This window comes from Moritella sp. F3 (assembly GCF_015082335.1).
Lineage (GTDB): Bacteria > Pseudomonadota > Gammaproteobacteria > Enterobacterales > Moritellaceae > Moritella.
The window spans coordinates 198,631-220,207 of sequence record NZ_BLRL01000002.1; the positions used below are offsets into that span (position 1 = coordinate 198,631).

The 21,577-nt window shown below is 41.1% G+C and carries 18 protein-coding genes and 1 riboswitch; of the genes, 8 read left to right on the top strand and 10 right to left on the bottom strand.

Annotated features, from left to right (window positions below):
- Window positions 1–35: 35 nt before the first annotated feature.
- Entirely contained in the window at window positions 36–1,205 is a 1,170-nt protein-coding gene (locus tag JFU56_RS04030) for a benzoate/H(+) symporter BenE family transporter (RefSeq protein WP_198436004.1), read from the top strand.
- 54 nt (window positions 1,206–1,259) lie between these two features.
- Here the strand turns inward: JFU56_RS04030 and aqpZ are convergent, their stop codons facing one another.
- On the bottom strand, window positions 1,260–1,970 hold the full coding sequence (gene aqpZ / locus JFU56_RS04035) for an aquaporin Z (RefSeq protein WP_198436005.1): 711 nt from the start codon (window positions 1,968–1,970) through the stop codon (window positions 1,260–1,262).
- Between the two features lie 239 nt (window positions 1,971–2,209).
- On the bottom strand, window positions 2,210–2,839 hold the full coding sequence (locus JFU56_RS04040) for an outer membrane beta-barrel protein (protein WP_198436006.1): 630 nt from the start codon (window positions 2,837–2,839) through the stop codon (window positions 2,210–2,212).
- A 142-nt stretch (window positions 2,840–2,981) separates the two neighbouring features.
- Here JFU56_RS04040 and JFU56_RS04045 point away from each other — a divergent pair, with 142 nt between their 5' ends.
- Window positions 2,982–4,907: an ATP-dependent DNA helicase RecQ gene (locus JFU56_RS04045; protein WP_198436007.1), complete on the top strand. Its 1,926-nt coding sequence runs from the start codon at window positions 2,982–2,984 to the stop codon at window positions 4,905–4,907.
- A gap of 107 nt (window positions 4,908–5,014) precedes the next feature.
- On the opposite strand, the gene tpx is transcribed toward JFU56_RS04045, so the two are convergent.
- Both tpx and nagE read right to left on the bottom strand, forming a co-directional pair.
- Entirely contained in the window at window positions 5,015–5,512 is a 498-nt protein-coding gene (tpx, locus tag JFU56_RS04050) for a thiol peroxidase (RefSeq protein WP_198436008.1), read from the bottom strand.
- 276 nt (window positions 5,513–5,788) lie between these two features.
- Entirely contained in the window at window positions 5,789–7,243 is a 1,455-nt protein-coding gene (nagE, locus tag JFU56_RS04055; RefSeq protein WP_198436009.1) for an N-acetylglucosamine-specific PTS transporter subunit IIBC, read from the bottom strand.
- 292 nt (window positions 7,244–7,535) lie between these two features.
- Between nagE and nagB the strand changes: the two genes are divergently transcribed.
- The 4 genes from nagB to yciH all read left to right on the top strand — a co-directional run bounded on the left by nagB (window position 7,536) and on the right by yciH (window position 11,231).
- Complete coding sequence (gene nagB, locus JFU56_RS04060) at window positions 7,536–8,345, top strand: glucosamine-6-phosphate deaminase (protein WP_198436010.1); 810 nt, start codon at window positions 7,536–7,538, stop codon at window positions 8,343–8,345.
- Window positions 8,346–8,349: 4 nt separating this feature from the next.
- Entirely contained in the window at window positions 8,350–9,486 is a 1,137-nt protein-coding gene (gene nagA, locus JFU56_RS04065; protein ID WP_198436011.1) for an N-acetylglucosamine-6-phosphate deacetylase, read from the top strand.
- 2 nt (window positions 9,487–9,488) lie between these two features.
- Complete coding sequence (locus JFU56_RS04070; RefSeq protein WP_198436012.1) at window positions 9,489–10,712, top strand: ROK family protein; 1,224 nt, start codon at window positions 9,489–9,491, stop codon at window positions 10,710–10,712.
- Between the two features lie 177 nt (window positions 10,713–10,889).
- Complete coding sequence (gene yciH, locus JFU56_RS04075) at window positions 10,890–11,231, top strand: stress response translation initiation inhibitor YciH (protein ID WP_242065841.1); 342 nt, start codon at window positions 10,890–10,892, stop codon at window positions 11,229–11,231.
- A 114-nt stretch (window positions 11,232–11,345) separates the two neighbouring features.
- On the opposite strand, the gene JFU56_RS04080 is transcribed toward yciH, so the two are convergent.
- Window positions 11,346–11,609 carry a hypothetical protein gene (locus JFU56_RS04080; RefSeq protein ID WP_242065842.1) on the bottom strand — a complete coding sequence of 88 codons (264 nt, stop codon included), beginning with the start codon at window positions 11,607–11,609 and terminating at the stop codon, window positions 11,346–11,348.
- Window positions 11,610–11,801: 192 nt separating this feature from the next.
- A riboswitch (FMN riboswitch) is annotated at window positions 11,802–12,043 on the top strand.
- 108 nt (window positions 12,044–12,151) lie between these two features.
- Here JFU56_RS04080 and ribB point away from each other — a divergent pair.
- Window positions 12,152–12,805, top strand: coding sequence for a 3,4-dihydroxy-2-butanone-4-phosphate synthase (gene ribB, locus JFU56_RS04085; RefSeq protein WP_198436013.1), 654 nt, complete (start codon window positions 12,152–12,154; stop codon window positions 12,803–12,805).
- A 109-nt stretch (window positions 12,806–12,914) separates the two neighbouring features.
- Here the strand turns inward: ribB and JFU56_RS04090 are convergent, their stop codons facing one another.
- The 5 genes from JFU56_RS04090 to JFU56_RS04110 all read right to left on the bottom strand — a co-directional run bounded on the left by JFU56_RS04090 (window position 12,915) and on the right by JFU56_RS04110 (window position 20,933).
- Window positions 12,915–13,406 carry a hypothetical protein gene (locus tag JFU56_RS04090; protein ID WP_198436014.1) on the bottom strand — a complete coding sequence of 164 codons (492 nt, stop codon included), beginning with the start codon at window positions 13,404–13,406 and terminating at the stop codon, window positions 12,915–12,917.
- A 199-nt stretch (window positions 13,407–13,605) separates the two neighbouring features.
- Window positions 13,606–14,553 (bottom strand): DUF4382 domain-containing protein, encoded by a 948-nt coding sequence (locus JFU56_RS04095; protein ID WP_198436015.1) that lies wholly within the window; start codon window positions 14,551–14,553, stop codon window positions 13,606–13,608.
- Window positions 14,554–14,630: 77 nt separating this feature from the next.
- Complete coding sequence (locus JFU56_RS04100) at window positions 14,631–17,024, bottom strand: EAL domain-containing protein (protein WP_242065843.1); 2,394 nt, start codon at window positions 17,022–17,024, stop codon at window positions 14,631–14,633.
- Window positions 17,025–17,649: 625 nt separating this feature from the next.
- A complete protein-coding gene (locus tag JFU56_RS04105; RefSeq protein ID WP_198436016.1) occupies window positions 17,650–20,166 on the bottom strand; it encodes an ABC transporter permease in 2,517 nt (838 codons plus the stop codon).
- Complete coding sequence (locus JFU56_RS04110; RefSeq protein ID WP_242065844.1) at window positions 20,163–20,933, bottom strand: ABC transporter ATP-binding protein; 771 nt, start codon at window positions 20,931–20,933, stop codon at window positions 20,163–20,165. The genes JFU56_RS04105 and JFU56_RS04110 overlap by 4 nt, the downstream gene beginning before the upstream one ends.
- Between JFU56_RS04110 and JFU56_RS04115 the strand changes: the two genes are divergently transcribed.
- A complete protein-coding gene (locus JFU56_RS04115; protein WP_198436017.1) occupies window positions 20,932–21,561 on the top strand; it encodes an arylesterase in 630 nt (209 codons plus the stop codon). The genes JFU56_RS04110 and JFU56_RS04115 overlap by 2 nt on opposite strands.
- Window positions 21,562–21,577: the final 16 nt, after the last annotated feature.

Genomic DNA, 21,577 nt, shown 5'->3' on the forward strand with positions numbered 1-21,577 from the left:
ACCAATATGGATTTCATCAAGGAGAAGTAGAACGAATGAATAGTGTCATTTTAAACCGCGTAAACATGGGCTTCATTGCAGCTTTGGTCGGTTTCACCAGTTCTATTGCCCTTATATATCAAGCTGCCACCAACCTCGGTGCTGACTTAGTCATGGTTTCAAGCTGGGTTTTTGCGCTAGGACTTGGTATGGGCATCACGTCTATTGGCTTATCTATATATTATCGCACGCCGCTATTAATCGCCTGGTCTACACCGGGAGCGGCATTGCTCATAACCAGTACTCAAGGTTTTAGTATTAACGAAGCTGTCGCCGCTTTTATTTTCTCAGCCAGCTTGATTACACTGTCGGGCATATCAGGGTTATTTGAAAAATTAATGAACCGCGTGCCATTACAAATAGCCAGTGCCATGTTAGCAGGGATCTTACTGTCTTTTGGTATTGAGGTATTCAATGTCATGAATCAGTCTCCGCTACTCGTCGGTCTAATGTTTATCAGCTTTTTGATAAGCAAAGCGCTTGCGCCTCGTTTTGCCATGTTGACTATTTTAATTGTCGGGATAGCCTCTGCATGGTTACAAGGACTGTTTGTCATACCTGAGTTATCGTGGAGCTTAGGACAACTGGTCTATGTCGAACCTGAGTGGAATATTGCAGCACTCATCAATATCGGTTTACCGCTATTTTTAGTCACGATGGCAACCCAAAATATGCCCGGCATTGCAATTTTGAAAGCCCACGGTTACCACGCGCCGGTATCCAAATTAATGACGGTAACGGGCGTAACCAATATCCTCATCGCGCCTTTTGGTGGTTTTGGTATTAATTTAGCCGCGATCACAGCCGCAATATGTATGTCAGAAGATGCCGATAAAGACCCCAAAAAACGTTACTGGGCAGCAGCCAGTGCGGGGGCTTTTTATCTATTAATGGGGTTATGCGCGCTAAGTCTGATGACCTTGTTCAAAGCAATGCCTACAGCCTTAATCATGGCGTTGGCGGGGATAGCCCTGTTTTCCACTATTGGTGGCAGTTTACAGCATGCCTTTATTGAATCACCTTATAAAGAAGCCGCACTGATGACCTTTTTAGTCACCGCGTCAGACTTTACCTTATGGAATATAGGATCGGCATTGTGGGGGGTTGTTGCAGGATTAGTCACCATCTCAGTCACAGCATTGCTTGCAACTAAAAAGGGGTCGTAATTGTGATTACGTTCCCCTCTTTTTATAAACTTAATTATAAATTAATACATGTTATTAAGCTTGCTGCTCTTGCTCATCGGATTCAAACCAACGGTAAACAAGACCTGCTAATATCGCACCAACAATTGGGGCAACCCAGAATAACCACAGTTGTGACATAGCCCAATCACCTTGGAAAATAGCCACCCCAGTACTACGTGCAGGGTTAACTGAAGTATTGGTAACAGGAATACTAATTAAATGGATCAAGGTTAAACCAAGACCAATGGCAATCGGTGCAAAGCCAGCTGGAGCACGTTTGTCCGTTACGCCTAAAATAATAATCAAGAACATAAACGTCATGACGATTTCAGTCACTAATGCCGCAATTAAGGTATAACCACCCGGAGAATGTTCACCATAACCATTCGAGGCGAAACCAGCACTGGCATCAAATCCAGCTTGACCGCTGGCAATGACATATAAAGTTGCTGCACCGGCAATGCCACCTAGCACTTGTGCTAAAATATAAGGCCCAAGTTCAGCTGCAGAAAAGCGACCACCAGACCAAAGTCCGATTGAAACAGCTGGATTTAAATGACAACCTGAGATATGGCCAATCGCGAATGCCATTGTTAATACTGTCAAACCAAAGGCCAGTGACACACCTAATAAACCAATGCCCACATCAGGAAATGCCGCTGCTAATACCGCACTACCACAACCACCAAGGACTAACCAAAATGTACCAATAAACTCAGCACCGAGCTTTTTTGTTAATGCCATTATTTATTTCCTTATATATTTTCATTACCACTTATCATCATTGAAAGTAGTTTCATTCGAAACTATCATTCTACAACGTAATTGATCAAGTGGGTGATCGCACCTATTTGAAATACATAAATAAACACCGCACAACAATAAAATAACCAGTGCTTACCAAGCGTTTAAATATTAACACTTTTAATATTTACATTTAGCTTAGTTCACAATTTATCGTTCTGTGACATCGATTAAAATAATTAAAACGTCAGTTTTGCGCCTATGCTAACTTGTCCTTGCCACATTAAATCCGCATCAACCAGCCACTTACAGTTGCCGCTATTACAAAATAGCGACTGCGAGCTACTAATAAACGTGGCATACCCACGCACATCCGCAAACAGCGCAAAATTTGAAGTAAATTGATACTCAGCGCCACCGCCAATACTCATAGAGAAATTAGTTTCATTAGAGAAGCCATTATCTGGGCGCATCTGCGTTAAGCCAGCACTGGTAGTAATATAAGGTCTAAATTTACCTTGGGGGAAGTACAATGCCCCCCCCAAATGTAAGTAGTCAATGTCTAGCTTAGTTATTTCAGGTTGATTTAAATTATCGCCAATACTAAATTCTGTCGATTGATGACTATAAAGTAAATAAATACTGCCCGGATCTGACGTTGTCACGCCAGCCATCACCCCCCAATGCTCAGACTCTGCAATCTTAACCGAGCTTTCTGCTTGGCTGGTGCTATCTACAGTAGAAAAGTCACTGGTTCCAAAAGCGTAACCACCAAACGGCGCGACAAATGATTCTGCGGCCACGCTCCCAGAGTGCATCAACACACTCATAGCCAACAGGCTAACGCTAAGTCTTTGCTTGTACTTCATCATACATCCTGTAATAACGTGATTGACTGTTAAAAATATAGCACTACAACAAGTTTAACTACATAAACGGGATCATTTTTTAACAAAAAACTATATACTCCCCTGCTTAACCACCCTTGGTTTCATCATTCGAGAGACAGATATGCTGCATCAGACGTTACAACACTACTTTGGTTATGATCAATTCAGAGAAGGCCAAGAAGCTGTCATTAACAATATCGTCAAAGGCGATTCAAGTGCAGCCATCTTTCCAACGGGATCGGGTAAATCGTTATGCTATCAAGTTTCCGCATTACATCTGCCTAATCTGACCTTAGTTATTTCACCGTTATTAGCTTTGATCCAAGATCAACTGCTATTCTTAAAAAAGCACAATATCGCTGCCGCTAAAATCGATTCGAGCATGTCCGTTGATGAAGCCCGCGATACCATGTCGAAAGTACGTGAAGGCGAAGTGAAGATCTTGATGATCTCGGTAGAACGTTTGAAGAACGAACGCTTTCGAAAATTCATCAAGCAAGTTCCAATCTCATTGTTAGTAGTCGATGAAGCGCATTGTATTTCAGAGTGGGGGCATAACTTTCGTCCCGATTACCTGAAACTACCGCAATACCAAAAAGAACTGAATATTAAACAAGCCTTGCTATTAACCGCAACAGCAACACCTGCTGTTATTAAAGACATGGAAACCAAGTTTAATATCGCCCCTGAAAATATTATTAAAACCGGTTTCTATCGCGCTAACCTTAGCTTGTTAATGCACCCTATCGCTCAAGACAAAAAGCTTCACGCACTAACGCGCTGGCTAGGTAAGAAGTCTGGACAAGCCTCTATTGTCTACGTCACTCTACAGAGAACCGCAGAAGAGCTTGCTGGTGCCTTGCAAGAGTTTGGTATTGAAGCGGTCGCTTATCATGCTGGTATGCCCACTGATATCCGTGAAGAAGTGCAACAAAAATTTATGCGCAATGGTATCGACTGTATTGTTGCGACGATCGCTTTTGGTATGGGTATTGATAAAAGCAATATCCGCAATGTCGTACATTTTGATTTACCAAAATCGATTGAAAACTACAGCCAAGAAATTGGTCGTGCAGGCCGTGATGGCAACGACTCGCAATGCCTAGTACTAGCCAACTTAGACAACCAAAGCATCCTCGAAAACTTTGTTTATGGTGATACACCTGAGCTGAATGGGATTGAAGCTGTACTGAGCGAGATCCAATCTGCGGGCACAGAGTGGGAACATACTTTATACGGACTATCAATGAGCAGCAACCTGCGCCAAGCACCGTTAAAAACCTTGCTTGTGTATTTAGAAATGCAGGGCATCATCAAGCCTCTGTATTCTTACTTCGCTGAATACCGTTTTAAGTTCTTAAAAGACCCTGCGCAAATACTGAATCAATTCACTGATGAAAAACGTGTCTTTATTGAAGAAATATTTAACGCATCACCAGCGAAACGAACTTGGGCAACCGTTAACTTTGAGCGCATGAGCGAAGGTTATCAAGAACAGCGTAGTCGCGTGATCACTGCGCTAGAATTTTTGCATGAACGCAATAACATCGTGTTGGAGAGTAAATTGATGACCGATGTATATCAAATATTAAACTCACGTTTTGATAGTCAACAATTAGCCACTAACTTGCATAAGCAATTTGCTAATAAAGAGCAAAGTGAAATTAAACGTGTGCATGCGGTTGGTCAATACATTCAAAGTGCGCAATGTTTAAGTAAAGGCCTATCAACTTACTTTGGTGATGATAAAGCACCACTCCAATGTGGCACGTGCTCTGTCTGTCAGGGGCGTATTGCACAGCTGCCACAACCAGCAAGTATGCCAGCATTATCCGTAGAACACGTCACAGAGCTAAGCCAAGCGTTTATTAGTGCTTGTGATAAACGCCCTACGCCCGTATTAATCACACGTTTCTTATGCGGTATCAGCACACCATTATTCATGAAGATGAAAGCAAAGAAGATCAGTAACTTTGCAGCATTGCAAGCTTACCCTTACCAGCAAATACTAACGCTACTAACCAACAATAATTTTACTTCCGCATAAAAAAATAGCGCTACAGATACTGCAGCGCTATTTTCAATTCATTGTTGCAAACTAAACTTGCAACGCTTAACCACTATTTATCATAGCAGCTAGTTATTCGTAACGTCTTATAGCGCTTGAAGTGCTAGCTCATAGTTAGCTTCGTCAGTAATTTCAGCTACTAATTCACTGTGTGTCACAACACCTTCAGCATTGATACATACTACAGCACGTGTTGTTAAACCACGTAATGCGCCATCAGGGATAGCAACACCGTAAGCTTCAGCAAACTCAGGGCTACGGAATGTTGATGCGTGTTGCACGTTTGCAATGCCTTCAACTTCACAAAAGCGACCTGTCGCAAATGGTAAGTCTGCAGAAATACATACAACAACAGTATTTTCTAATGCTGCTGCAGCTTCGTTAAATTTACGCACGCCAGCAGCACATACAGGCGTATCGATACTTGGGAAAATATTTAGTACAACTTTCTTACCTTGTAAGCTAACAAGTGTTAAATCAGACAAGTCGCCAGCTGTTAATGAGAATGCCGGTGCTAGTGAACCAACCGCTGGAATAGAGCCTAGGATGTTTACAGCATCACCTTGAAAAGTAACTTGAGTCATATTTTTATCCGTTTAATTAAATGAGTACTATTAATTTAAATTATTAAATTGATCTAGATCAATTTAGTGAAGTGAAATATATACCCTTGTGCGATTGCTGTATACGTCCAGTATGTAAGAAATTGTCAGGTCATACCTATTAGTTATTTTTAGTTCTTTATTTAGACCTTTGTTATCCAATTTATATGATGATAAAAAAAGGGCGATACATTAACTGTATCGCCCTTTTTGTACCTAGCGGTTAACTACTGAGTAGCTAACCTCACGGTAAGGATATTAAACAAGTTTTTTAAGTGCGTTAGCAACGAATTCAACTTGTGGACCAATCACTACTTGAACAGCAGTTTTACTTGGCTTGATTACACCTGGTACGTGGCGCTTAAGTTCAGCGTCATTTACTAGAGATGAGTCTTTAACATCAAGACGTAGACGTGTCGCACAGTTATCAACGTGTACTAAGTTGTCTTTACCACCAACAAGTTCGAAAACTTTAGCAGCAACTTCAACATGTGAAGCTTTACCAGCTTTAGCTGGAGCAGCTGCTTCTTCGCCTGCGTCTTCACGACCCGGAGTTTTAAGGTCAAACTTAACGATGATAGTACGGAACGTTACATAGTAGATTACGAAGAATGCAGCACCTTGAACTAGTAGCATATACCACTGAGTTGCAAGTGGGTTACGTGATGATAATACTAAATCAACCAGACCCGCACTGAAGCCGAAACCTGCAATCCACTGCATTGAAGCAGCGATGAATACAGACACACCCGTTAGGAATGCATGTAGTACGAATAATACAGGCGCAACGAACATGAATGAGAATTCTAGTGGCTCAGTAACACCTGTGAAGAATGTTGCAAAACCAGCAGCCATCATGATAGATGTTACTTTCGCTTTGTTTTCAGGTTTAGCTGTATGGATGAACGCTAACGCTGCACCTAATAGACCAAACATCATGATTGGGAAGAAACCAGCTTGGTACATACCAGTAACACCAACAGTTGCGTTGCCGTTTTCTAGTGATTGTGCGCCACCAAGGAAGTTAGGGATATCGTTAATACCAGCAACGTCAAACCAGAATACTGAGTTTAATGCATGGTGAAGACCAACAGGGATAAGCATACGGTTAAAGAACGCATAGATACCAGCGCCTGTAGGACCCATATCTTTAATGCTAGTACCGAACGTTACTAGACCATCAAAAATCATTGGCCAGATGTACATAAGTACAAATGATACACCCATCATTACGAAAGAAGTTACGATAGGAACAAGACGGCGACCACTGAAGAAGGTAAGTGCTTTAGGCAGCTCAACTTCACTGAAGCGGTTGTAAAGTTCAGCAGAGATAACACCAACTAGGATACCAACAAATTGGTTGTTGATTTTACCGAAGGCTGCAGAAACTTGGTCAGCGCCAACACCTTGGATAGCAGCAACTGCACCCGGTGAAAGTAGCGTTGTCACAACGAGGAAGCCAACAAGACCAGCAAGCGCGGCTGAACCGTCTTTGTCTTTTGACATACCATAAGCAACACCAACAGCAAATAGAAGAGACATGTTATCAATGATTGCAGCACCAGATTTAATGAAGAATGCAGCAAGCATGCTTTCACCGCCCCATGCTACAGGGTCAATCCAATAACCAATACCCATTAATACAGCAGCAGCAGGTAGAACTGCCACTGGAACCATCAGTGCACGACCAATTTTTTGTAAATAGCTAAACATACAGCCATCATCCTTATCTTAAGTTTAAAATCCAATTAAATGTTTTGTTCTTGTTATGAAACTGTAGCAGTTCCATTAAAAGAACAGACTTTGTACTTACCTCACAACTTATTTCGTAATGTAAAGTAAGAGCGCGTTAATGACAAACCAAATTCACCTTTAATTCACTGCATTGTGATCTAATTCAACCATTTGAGCATAAAAAGACAAGTTTTGATGGCTGGATCCGAAAACTTAATTTACAATTAAAAAAAAGTATCAATTATCACTTAAAAACTATAGAGAGTATCGCATGAGATTAATCCCTTTAATTACCCCTGCTCAAGTCGGTCGCTGGAGCGCTGCTTATATCGTTAATAAAATTAACGCGTTTAACCCAACAGCAGATAAACCGTTTGTTTTAGGTCTACCAACTGGCGGTACTCCTCTTACTACGTATAAAGAACTAATCAAATTATACCAAGCGGGTGACGTTAGCTTCAAACACGTAGTTACTTTCAACATGGATGAATACGTAGGTATAGATAAAAATCACCCAGAAAGCTACTACACATTCATGCACAGTAACTTTTTCGATCACGTAGATATTCAAGAAGAGAACGTTAACCTACTAAACGGTCAAGCTGAAGATTTAGAAGCTGAATGTCAGCGTTACGAAGATAAAATCAAAAGCTACGGTCAAATTAACCTGTTCATGGGTGGCGTAGGTGTTGATGGTCATATCGCATTTAACGAACCAGCATCATCACTGGCTTCACGTACACGCGTTAAAACACTAACCGAAGATACGCGTATCGTTAACTCACGTTTCTTCGACAACGACATTAGCCAGGTGCCAAAATTAGCACTGACTGTTGGTGTTGGTACACTATTAGATTCAAAAGAAATTTTAGTGTTAATCACAGGCCACAACAAGGCATTAGCACTTGAAGCTGCTGTTGAAGGCAGCGTAAATCACCTTTGGACTATCTCTGCACTACAGCTACATGCTAAATCAATCATTGCTTGTGATGAACCAGCGACGATGGAATTAAAAGTGAAAACGGTACGCTACTTTAAAGAGCTAGAAGCACAAAACATTCAAAGCTTTATTTCGGAGTAAGTCTATGTATGCACTCACTAATTGTACTATCTACACAAACGATAGTGTGTTAACTGAGCACTGTGTAATTGTCGATGGTGAATACATTCATGACCTTGTTACACTTGCTAGTTGCCCTGCAGATATTGAAAAAATTGACCTTGCAGGCGCAAGCTTAACAGCTGGTTTCATTGACCTACAGCTTAACGGTTGTGGTGGGGTCTTATTTAACACTAACATCAGTGTTAAAACCCTTGAAATCATGCAAGAAACCAATGAACGATTTGGTTGTACTAGCTACTTACCAACATTAATTACGGCTACCGATAATGCAATGAAATCGGCTATCGAAACGATGACGGAATATTTAGCGAAGCACAGTAACCAAGCGCTGGGTTTGCATTTAGAAGGTCCTTACCTGTCCACAGCGAAAAAAGGCATTCACAGCATTGACCTTATTCGCCGTAGTGAACAAGCGATGATCGACCACATCAGCAACAACAGTGCCGTGATTAGCAAAGTAACCTTAGCACCAGAAAATACTGACCCTGTACACATTGAACAATTAGTTGCAGCAGATGTATTAGTATCTGTTGGTCACTCCAACGCGACTTATACTGAATGTATGCAAGGTTTTGATGCGGGGGCGCGCTTTGCTACTCACCTGTTTAACGCGATGACATCTATTACAGGTCGTGATCCTGGTGTGGTTGGTGCGATTTACGATCATCAAGACGTTTACGCCGGTATCATCGTTGATGGCCATCATGTTGATTACGCCAATGTGCGTATGAGCCATAGGCTGATGGGTGAAAAATTAGTCTTAGTGACCGATGCTGTTGCGCCAGCGGGTGCTAACATCGAATCTTTTGACTTCGTGGGCACAGAAGTGTTCTATCGTGATGGTAAATGTGTTGGTGCCGATGGTACACTAGGCGGCTCAGCATTAACTATGATCGAAGCAGTTGAAAATACAGTGAAACACGTTGGCTTACCGCTAGACGAAACACTGCGCATGGCAAATCTATACCCAGCGAAAGCAATCGGTGTAGAAGACAAACTTGGTAGCATTGCAAAAGGCAAAGTGGCCAATTTAACAGCCTTTGATGCGGACTTCACTGTTATCAAAACGATCGTCAACGGACAAGTGAAAAGCTTCTAATTATGAAACATAGCCCAGTCGCCAATATTGAATTTATAAAACAAGTGAATACCGCCTCTGTTTATCGCCTTATCGATGAGCAAAAGCAAATTTCACGTGTTGATTTAGCAAAACTTAGCGAGCTAGCGCCTGCTAGTATTACTAAAATGACACGCCAATTAATGGCGTCTGGGTTAATTAAAGAGGTTGCACAACAAGCCTCTACAGGCGGTCGACCAGCCATCTCACTAACTTGCGAGATAGATCCATTTGTCTTTCTTAGTTGTAAACTTGGTCGTAATAATTTAACTATCGCCTTGCATGATATTGCAGGGACTAAGCTGAACGATTATCGTGTTGCGTTAAGCACTGCACCAAACAACGATGTGATCCCGTTTTTATTAGCACACATAGCTGATTTTATTAGCGCTAATATCAACTCAGCAAAACAAACTCTGATCGCCATTGCAGTGACATCTCCAGGTTTAATCGACCGAGAGTCTGGCACTATTGTGTATTTACCGAAGCACAACTTGAAAGATATCAAACTCGGTAGCATGCTCACTGAAACATTTAATGTGCCCGCTTTTATTGCCAATCATACCCAATCGTTATCCTTGGCTGAGCTATATTTTGGCGCCGCGCAAGATTGCGAAGACAGCGTCTTACTGTCGGTACATGATGGTGTTGGCTCTGGCATTATAAATAACGGTAAAATCTTTACGAACTACAACAACCAAGTCGGTGAAATCGGACATATTCGCATTGACCCACTCGGTTTGCCTTGTCACTGTGGTAGTCATGGTTGCTTAGAAACCATCGCCTCTAATGAAGCAATTCTGAAACAGGTAACGGGGTTAATTAAGCAAGGTCATGAAACCTCATTAACGCTTGAAGAGTTAAGCATTGAAGCGATTTGCAGCGCAGCAAACAACGGTGATGAATTAGCCGTGCAAGTATTGCAGCGTGTGAGTAAATTACTCGGCCAAGCAATCGCTATTATTGTAAACCTATTTAACCCACAAAAGGTGTTAATTAAAGGCGAGATCGTCGCAGCAAAAGCACTTATTTTCCCTATTATTGAACACAGCGTACAACAACATGCTTTAGGCAGTTTCGTACCGAATCTCGTAATAAGTGAAGCTGAATTTCAAAATGAACCATCAATGGCTGGTGTTGCGTTAGTGCGTAAATCACTATTAGAAGGTACCTTACTAAGCTATATCATCAATGAACAAGACGCTTAATCTAGTTCTATTTAGTTAAGTATCGTTCTGTGTAGCCCAGCATTCGTAAATAATAATCCCCCCAAATGACATCAGTGCGTTTGGGTTCTACCTTCTCCCACAGCTTATCATTATTACTTTTATTTGTTATAATCCACTTTATTCAGCGCTGCTGAAACATCCCTTTATTGACTATTAATGAGTATCGATATGCATTTTGATGACAATATCCGCATGGTTTTCTCAACCGAAACTGGCCGTATTAAAGAAGAAAAACAAGTTGAAGTGGCACCTGAAGGTGACGGTATCGTGCGTATTCGCCGTGAAACTAAAGGCCGAAAAGGCAAAGGCGCGACGACAATTAGTGGTATCGACTTACCCGAGAAAGACTTAAAAGCACTCGCTAAAGAATTAAAAAAGAAAAGTGGCGTAGGCGGTAGCGTTAAAGACTTCATCATCGAGATACAAGGTGATCAACGTGACATGGCTAAAGAATTTTTAGAGAAAAAAGGCTATACAGTGAAACTCGCGGGCGGTTAAGTACTATCGTGAGCAATAATAGCGATAGACTAATATAACGAGCAGTAAAGGCAATTATCAATGCGCTAGATGCAAACATGATAGAACGTTGATAATGCCAGTATTTACGACCCTCTAATCATTTAGGTAGGGCCCAGAGTTACCACCTAGATAGTTAAACGCAGTATGATTACTTGTAGATATCTCTACTTCATGCTGCCATTCTATATACGTATTCGAATTTCCCAGTGGCAGGGGATATAAATACGGCATTGCATTATTGTCTATTTGACCATCAAAATAATGCCCGCCGCCCCTGTGATCATCAGGCCAATCAGGCTCCTCACCAGTATTACTACAACCGGACAAAAAGCCGAACATCACAATAGTTATCATCATAAGTTTCATCATTCACTCCTCATATTATTGCCCATACTACTAACGATGAATCAATTATAAATTAACTATAGCTCCAACAACGATAGCCGTCACTCTAACAGCACGCCTCTATACACCTTTAAAGACTTGTCATTTTTATCAAATCAAGGCACCATAACCTTGTCGGCAGTGATCGGATGATCCACTGTACGATTAAATTCTCAGGGCGGGGTGTAATTCCCCACCGGCGGTAATAATCAGGTATGCGACTTGTCGTAGCCTATTTCAGCCCGCGAGCGCCTAAGTGGTTACTATTTATAACATCAACTGATTTATAAACTTACCACTTAGGGTCAGCAGATCTGGTGAACGCTATGCCATATAGCCTAGTCCAGAGCCGACGGTAATGAACATATTCATCGAGTGTGTCTAAGTCCGGATGAGAGAGAATATAAGATACGTTAACGTCTGCCTTGGTAGATGGCTAATAACGTACCTCTAATTCTGCACGCCCTGATTCTGGAACCCAATATTTTTATAGTTGTATATTAAGGATTAAAACCATGAATCAGTCTTTACTTTCCCCTTTTGGCGACGCAATAACACGTGTTGAAACAGCACTAACTGCATTACGTTTAGGCAAAGGGGTTTTAGTTGTTGATGATGAAGACCGCGAAAATGAAGGTGATATGGTCTATGCGGCTGAGTCGCTGACCAATGAACAAATGGCATTACTGATCCGTGAAGGTAGCGGTATTGTTTGTGTTTGTCTACCAGATGAACGTGTTAAACATTTAGAACTCGCTCCTATGGTTGAGAATAACTCTAGCCAATACGGTACTGCGTTTACGGTAAGTATCGAAGCTGCTGTAGGGGTGACAACGGGTGTATCTGCTGCGGATCGTGTAACAACGATTAAAGCCGCGATTGCTGATAACGCCATGCCAAGCGATCTCGCACGTCCAGGTCATGTTTACCCATTACGCGCGCAGCCTGGCGGTGTATTAACACGTCGCGGGCATACCGAAGGCACTATCGATTTAATGAAACTAGCAGGGTTAAAACCTGCTGGCGTATTATGTGAAGTAACGAACCCTGACGGTACGATGGCGCGCTTACCTGAAATCATTACCTTTGGTGAAAAGCACGATTTACCAGTATTAACGATTGAAGATATTGTGACTTATCGTAATGCACTGTTAGAACAAGTAAGCTAAAAGATAACAAAAGGTAAGTGAATAGATAAAGGCATTGTAGCTTACCTACAGTGCCTTTTTAATCGTTATTCTGGCTGCTTATTCTAAGCCATAAAGCTGGATGATTAAATTAGTTGGTTGCGCTTGGTATGTTGCTACCAGCGGTAGCTTTAGGCTCAGTGTTAGACTCGGAATTAGGCTTACTGTCGACATTAAGAGTCGTCTCAGCCTTGCCTATTTTATGCATAGCAACTTTAATAAAGAACACCATAAACAACAAATCATTTAAGCCATAAATCGTATAGAAAATACCAGCAAATAAATCTGTTTCGTATAGAGTGAATAAGTTATTTGTTGCTAACCAATATACCCACGCACATACATACACCAACTTTTCGACGGCAAAAACTGACACTAACAAACGAATACTGCCTTTCGTCATAGCCGCAGCAAAGTAAGCCAGTCCCCATACCATAATCATCACTAAACCAAAGTTAGACATGACAACTGGGTCAGCCTCATTAATGGCGGTATTACTAAATAATTTTGAGAATGTCAGTACACCTGCAATATTAACCAAAGCCGCTAATATAAGGCCGTATTTAATTACTTTGCTATTCATTATGTTCCCTTATTAAATTTGCTATAAATATCTCGGTTTATGACAACAATATAAGCCATAAAATCCAATCTTATTTATCGCCACCTTTAAAATTTAATAATGATCACAACAATAACTTAATTATTTATCAATTCAGATTTGGTTCATCTCGTTTGTTTTAATATGCCACAGAGTTTACCTCAACGTTATCTAGGTTTAATCACAGATTAAAGTTATGAATCACTTCTTGCGAGTCCAGCAAAGTAACGTTTTGAAATTGTGATATTGGATCTGGAATAGTCAATGCATCAAACTGCACCGGATCATCATCAATCGCACTGCAACTAAACGCAACGGTATACTTTCCTGGTGGCAGGTAGCCAAAAGCATAATCACCAGTGCTTAAATCCACCGATGTTGATGTGTATGGCGAAAATGAGCCTATATCAGGTGGAACATCATTAAATGTATCATCGTCGGCATCAAAATTATCTACCAACTTACTACTATCTAAATCATGACCTGCATATAAATACACATAATTACCCGTGTCATTGATGCAACTACCTGCAGAAAATAAATCACTATCTACCGTGCCCTTCAAGGATGCAGCAGTATCATTATCAACGATAGTCACCCCATGTGGTTTTAAGATATAGCCATTATTATTACCAGTGTTGCCACGCATGACGAGAGATTTACGTAAGTCGAATTCGATAGTAAAACTTTGTACGGTTTCGTCTTTGACAGTGAAGCTGCCCAGCTTTAACTTATTACTCGGCTGCTTTAACTCATTGGTGCCATTACTATCATTCACATAACTTAAAGTTTTATTAGCCTCGATATGAATAATTAATTCTTTGTAATCGCCCACAGGTAATACTTGGTCAGTCAAAATTAAAGCGGAATTAGAGCCGGGGTAATCAAGTAGGTCTATTTGTTGATAATGATGACCAGCGCTGTCGTCATCCACAGCGACAATGATACGTGTGCCATCGGTTTTAATAAACTCTAACTGGTCGAATGCAATAACCACATTATCAGCACTATCAACTGGTGCATCGGAAACAGAAAAAGAAACCGTGAAATATGCGCTATCATCATTATCGCCACCACAAGCAGTGAGCAATAATGACAATACCAGTACAGAAACTTTAATGAATTTCAAAACATCACCCGTTAATGAATATTAATACATCAACTATAGCCTGTGACGTGATATATATCACTTAAACAAAGTAACAGTTAAACATAAATTTGCTTATTGTGGTTATTAAAAAAGGCCGTTATTTCGCTCACTTCTATCGGCTTACTAAAGTAATAACCTTGTCCATATTCACAGTTATGTTGTTGTAAGAATGCCAATTGAGATGGGGTCTCAATACCTTCTGCCACCACATCTAAATTCATGCTGTGTGACATTGTCATAATTGTTTCAATTAAAATATCATCACGCGTATGACCAATTTCATTGACGAATGAGCGATCTATTTTAATTTTATCGAGCTGAATACGAGACAAATAACTCAAACTTGAATAACCCGTACCAAAATCATCCAAAGCAATTTTAATACCCATGGCTCTAAATTGCGCAATTTTATCCAACGCAGACTCTCCGCCATCAAGCAATACCGATTCGGTGATCTCTAACGTCAATTGTTTAGGGCTAACATCATATTTTCTTAATGCATCTTCGATAATACCAATGAAACGCGTATCTTGTAGCTGTATCGGCGACAGGTTAACAGCCACTTCATCTATATCGATATTTTCATCAGCATGCCACACTGCGAGCTGACGGATAGCTTCACACACAACCCAGCGTCCAATCTCGATGATCAGTCCAGTCTTCTCAGCTAATTCAATAAACTGGAATGGTTGAACTAAACCGCGCGTTGGATGCTGCCAACGCACCAGGGCTTCAGCCAATCCATAATGACCCGTTTTTAAATTAATAATAGGCTGATAATGTAAGCGTAACTCATCATGTGATATCGCATTACGTAGCTCAGCTTCTAGTGCAAATAGTTCATGACCGGCCGTTTCCATCGCAGGTTTAAAGTAACTAATCTTACAAGCCATATCACCAACTTTTACCACCGCTAGATCAGCAAAATGCATTAACTTACTGGCATCTTTAACCGTATGTTCTTGGCTTATGACCACACCACAACGGGCCTGGCATGAATGCGTAATCGCACCGATTTGAACTGGTTTACAGATTGAATCTAAAATAGAATTAATTCTATTTTCTAGTAGTGCATGCTTGCGGTAAGGTAAAATCAGCACAAACTCATCGCCACACCAACGGCTTACTTCTTCACCTTCTAAGCATAAAACGCTTAAGCGATTAGCTATCTCAATTAATAATTCATCGCCAATGTCATGACCGAACCTATCATTCAGCACACCAAAATTATCAATATCAACCAGCACGACAGCAAAGGGGCCATGCTGCTCCGAAAGGCGTTGTTCAATACTATTTAATAATGCATTACGGTTAGGTAATTGTGTCAATTGATCAAGATAAACTAATGAATTTAGTTCTTTGCGCTGTTTCTTTTGTTCTGCAATAACCAGATTAAAATGCTCCGATAAATCCGATAGCTCATTATCGAAACGAGGTTTATTCACATTCCCCTGCTTACCTTTGACCGAATCAGTATGTTCAAAATGCTCAGAGATAAAACGTTTCGCATTATCGAGAAGTTGATAAATAGGCGTAATAATTTTAACCCTTAACCCCCAAAACAACACTGTCGTTAACGTGATAAAGCTAAATAATAAAGTGAATATACTCTGTTCTAATTTTCTATAAGCATTGGCATAAGCACTGTTTAACGGTAGCGCAATGATTACCGATGTATTCGTAGCACTTTGTAGATAAAACATCGGTTTATAAGCGACTAAATAAGGAGTACCGCCTACCGAGGTGACTTCATAAACTCCTTGTTGTTCTGGCAGTCTCTCACTCATGATTAGCGCCAAGGTCTCTTTCGCTCTGGTAATATCATAATGCGAGGCTATAACGTTGGCATTATTATCAACAATAAATGCAGCGCCATCTTTTGGAAAAAAATCATCCGCGAGCTGCCTCCCCCACCATTCAAGTGATACAACCGCGACTGCAGCAGCAATTATTTTTTTATCATCACCATAAACAGGCACCGAAAAATTCATTGAAGGTAAGTCACTGGCTCTATCGTGCTGAAATTGACTCATTGAAAACACACCATTTTCAATGGTATTACGAAAATAGGCTCGGTCACCGACATTAACACCTTCTGCTAGTGGCAGTGCATTACAAAGCAGATCACCATTGGCTAATGGCACGCCGATATTAGTAAAAAGTGGATTCATACGTTGCACACGCGCAACAAAAACAGAGCAAAGTGGATCTTTAGGGTCTTGAAGAGCACTTTCTTGGGCTAATTTAAACAAGATCGACTTGGTATAATTAATCTTGTTTTGTTGCTGAGTAATTACTTTTTCGGCAAATTGAAATGCGTTATTACGTATCTTTTGCTTTTCTGCACTGAAATCGTGCCAAATATTATAGGACATCAATGCTAACGCGGGGAGCAATGCGATCGTTAAAATAATAACAAAGCGAAATACCATCGGTCGAATTACTAGCAAACTATTCCCCCTGGTTCGCGTTTACTGCAATTTCAGTAATCGTTAGCCATCATAAATTTATAATCATTAAGGGCTATAGTCTACCGACCGCAAGGAGATAAGTGAATATCAATCACTTCTTTAGCGGCGAATAATCTATTATTCATCATAATTAATGATGATTTATTAATAGTTAATAGTTATGAACAAACCTTCGTCGGATGGAGCTGATACACATTAATTCGGTTAACGATATTACTTTTTAACAAGCTTGGTTGAATGGCGGCTATACCTGACAATACTGTTAATAAAAAACATGCAGGGTATAATCATTACAAAAATAGCCAATAACGCATAATAATAAAAAGCCATAAGGTCCTCTTTTGCTAGTATTTAAAATAAAATGCTAAATCTTTTCGCACATCAAACACTACCAACAATTGGTTAGTTTTGTAGGCTTAATTCAGAAATAACGAGTATTTAACTCGATTTTGCAGTAAAGATCATGTTTCCAGATGCGGTGCCATGAAGCAACTCCATGATACTTCCATAACACCGCACACTTCCTAGCGAGTAACCTTGTCTACAATACTGCCTGCAATACTGTCTGTAACATAAATACTGACATTCACGGCTACATTGATAACTACATTGTTCGTCGAATTAACGTCACACTCGACATGTTCAATAAACGCCAACAGCTCAGTAAGCCTATCAGTCCGACAAAACTCGCACCTGCGCCTATACCTAATAGCCAATATTGAAAATGAAATGCACCTGGCATATCGAAAATACGGCTTTGTAAAATATACACGCCCAGCTCCATGGCAATGCTCGCCATGAGTCCAGCAAGTGCACCCAAAGCAACAAATTCAAACAACACACTATTTCGAAGTAAGCGTCCACTTGCGCCTAACGTCCTCAAAATAGCTAGCTCACGTTCACGTTCTTCCATACTGGCTTGCACTTGAGCTACTAATACTAAGCTTCCCGCTAGTACCACCAGCAACAGAATAAACTCAATGGCGATAGACACCTGCCCTATCACACTGCGTAACTGGGTGATAATGGCATCGACATCAATTAAGGTAATAGTCGGATATTGCGTTAAGAAATCTTGCAGTGCATCAGTGGCATCATCCGGTACATATAACGATGAAATATACGTTGCAGGGAAATCAGCCAGTACATGTTGGTTAAAAATCATGTAGAAATTAGGCTGCAATGTTTGCCAGTTTACCTTGCGAATATTACTGACCATCACCAGCACTTCTTCACTACCAAGTTGGAACGTTAAGTTATCGCCAATATCAACATCTAACTTTTCAGCTAAGGTCGATTCAATCGATACCAGTGCGCGGCTATCTTCAGGTTGCCACCAACTCCCCGCCATTAAGCTGTTTTCATAAGGCAAGGCATCACGCCAAGTCATATTTAGCTCGCGGCCAACACCCCGACGGCCATTATCCGCTGATTTAGTGTCTTCTTTACTGACTCGCTTGGTCACCTGGTCATCATTAATTTTGGTTAAACGACCGCGAACCACAGGAAACAGTCCACTGGACTCAATACCTAACGAATCAACAAAGTTGTTCACCGGTTCAACTTGTTCTGCAGTAATATTGACTAAAAAACGATTGGCACTGTTATCAGGTAATTGCTGCTGCCAATCATCAATCAAACCATTCTTCATCACCACGATAATAAGCAGTAATTGAATGGCAATCGTGAAACTAATCAACTGCACCGCATTTTCATTAGCACGACGTTTTAAGTTAGCTAACGCTAGATGCCAAGACTTACCAGCTTTACTGCCAGCTGAGCGCCCGGCAAGCATAAATAAGCGCCCAATAACCAGCAGCACTAATGCCACTAGCACACCACCAATTAACAACGCAGCACTGAGCACTGCATCTTGGCTAAATAAATACAATAAAGTAAAAATAGCGACGACTGACGGCAGTGGACTCATTAATTTACTCAACAAACTGTTTTCAGCATGACTACCACGGCCACGCAACAACGTCATAGGCGAAGTCTGCACTAACTCTCGTAAAGGCGTAATAGCAAATGCAAAGGCGCAAATAATCCCGGTGACAATTGCAACTAAGAAAGGATACGCCATATTCCCCGTGGTAGAGGTATCAAGATAATCACGCATCGCATACAAGCCGAGATTTAAAATCAGATAACCAACCACTAAACCTAGGCTAATACTTAATACACTGAGTAACGACCAATGTAGACAATACAGTTTCGACACATAACGCTTAGATGCGCCCATGGCTTTAAACACGGCTACAACGGATTGATGACGCTGACTATAACGACGGCTTGCAACGGCCACCGCAACAGAGGCTAAAACAATACCGAGCATACTGGCGAGTGATAAGTATTTATCCGCTTTACTTAGGGCTCTGGCTAACGGTGAGTTTTGTGATTTAATGTCATACCAACGTTGGTTATCACTTAACTGTGGTTTGAACCATTGCTCAAAAGCAGCGATATTGTCGGCTTCTCCTGCGAACAGGTATTTATAGCTTAATCGGCTTCCCGGTTGAATTAATTCTGTCTTCTGTATGTCTTGACTGTTAATAAACACCACAGGACCAGAACTAAATACACTAAACGATGCATCCGGTATCTGGGTGATCACTCCGGTGATTTTGAAACGCATAACCCCGACTTCAATATTGTCGCCAAGCGTGAGATCTAATTGCCTTAACCCTTTCGCTTCTAACCAAGCTTCACCTGATTTTGGCGCATTCGACGCGACTGCTTGCGTGGCATCTAATGATGGACTCACCAATAGCTCACCACGTAATGGATAACTATCCGATACTGCAGACAAAGCCGATAAGGCCATTTTTTCATCCGTGAATACCATGGATGACATTTGTATCTGCTGAGCTTGAACGAGTTCTAAACTGGTGGCCTTGGCTAATACGGCAGGATCTATCACGCTGCCCGTATCTAACACCCTATCGGCAGCAATAAAAGTACTGCTCTCGGCCGTTAACGCTTGCTTAACTCGACTGGAAAAGCCCGACAATGCAAATACCGCGGATACGGCTAATACGATAGCCAACAAGATAATCGTCAGCTCACCGCGTTTTAACTCGTGCTTCAATAAACGCAGAGAATGTTTATGCCAATAACTCATTGTTGTTCACTCATCTGTTTTTCTTTAAATTGCTCAGTCGTAGATTCTGTGACAGCAGCCTGCACACTGCTTTTTGCTAACTGGCTATTTTCTGTTAACTGACCGCTTTCCATCGTTACTTGACGCTGACAACGCGCGGCTAATTTCGGATCGTGCGTCACCAATATCAAGGTAGTGCCTTGTTGTTTATTAATTTCAAACAAAAGATCGGCAATGTGTGAGCCCGTTTTAGTATCTAAGTTGCCTGTCGGTTCATCTGCAAATAAAATAGCGGGTTTAGAAATGAAGGCGCGAGCAATTGCCACACGCTGTTGCTCACCACCGGAGAGTTGTGAAGGGAAATGCTCCGCTCTATCGGCTAAATCAACCTTAGCTAATAATTCACGTGCCAGTTGTTCAGGATTATCCATACCCGCTAACTCAGCCGGTAACATGATATTTTCCAACGCAGTTAAACTGTTGATCAATAAGAATTGCTGAAAGATAAACCCAACATGTTGAGCGCGAACAGCACTACGTTGCTCTTCATTAAATTGGTGCAATGGCTGGTTTTTAAGAAAAACTTCGCCGCTCGAAGGTAAATCTAATCCCGCTATAATAGACAATAGGGTAGACTTACCTGAACCAGACGCACCAACAATCGCTAATGAGTCACCAGCGGTTACCGCTAAGTCCATCGGATGTAAAATATCCAAGGTCTTAGCCTCTGTTTTAACTGATTTAGTTAAGGCACTTACTTTTAATATAACGTCGGAATGTAGCTTCATGTTTAAAAATGCCTTTAAAGTATTATTATTGATGGTTATCTTGTTACCTGCAGCACATGCTACAGCTAATCATAAAATTTTGTTATTGGGTGACAGCCTCAGCGCGAGTTACGGAATGACACAAAGTGAAGGCTGGGTAACCCTGCTTAATCAGCAGTTATCCGAGAAAAATGCCCCGTATAACATCATCAATGCCAGTATCAGTGGCGAGACTACCGCTGGCGGTCTATCTCGCTTACCTGGCATTTTGGCTAAACAGTCTATTGATACGCTCATCATTGAACTCGGCGGTAATGACGGCTTACGTGGTTTTCCACCTACGTTAATCAAAAGCAATCTAGAAAAAATGGTTGATTTAGCCCACGCAAAGAATATCCCAGTCTATGTCATGAATATTCGTATTCCACCTAATTATGGCCCACGCTACAGTAAAATGTTCACTGATGTATTTGCTCAAGTTGGCAGTGAAAAAGACATTACGGTACTGCCATTTTTCATGGAGCAGATCGCAATAGATCCAAGCTTAATGCAAAACGATGGGATCCACCCAAACCGTATCGCTCAGCCTAAAATCGCTGACATAATGTCAAAGCAATTAGCGACTATTTATAACGCGCCAAACGAGTAGGCTGTTATAAGTGATG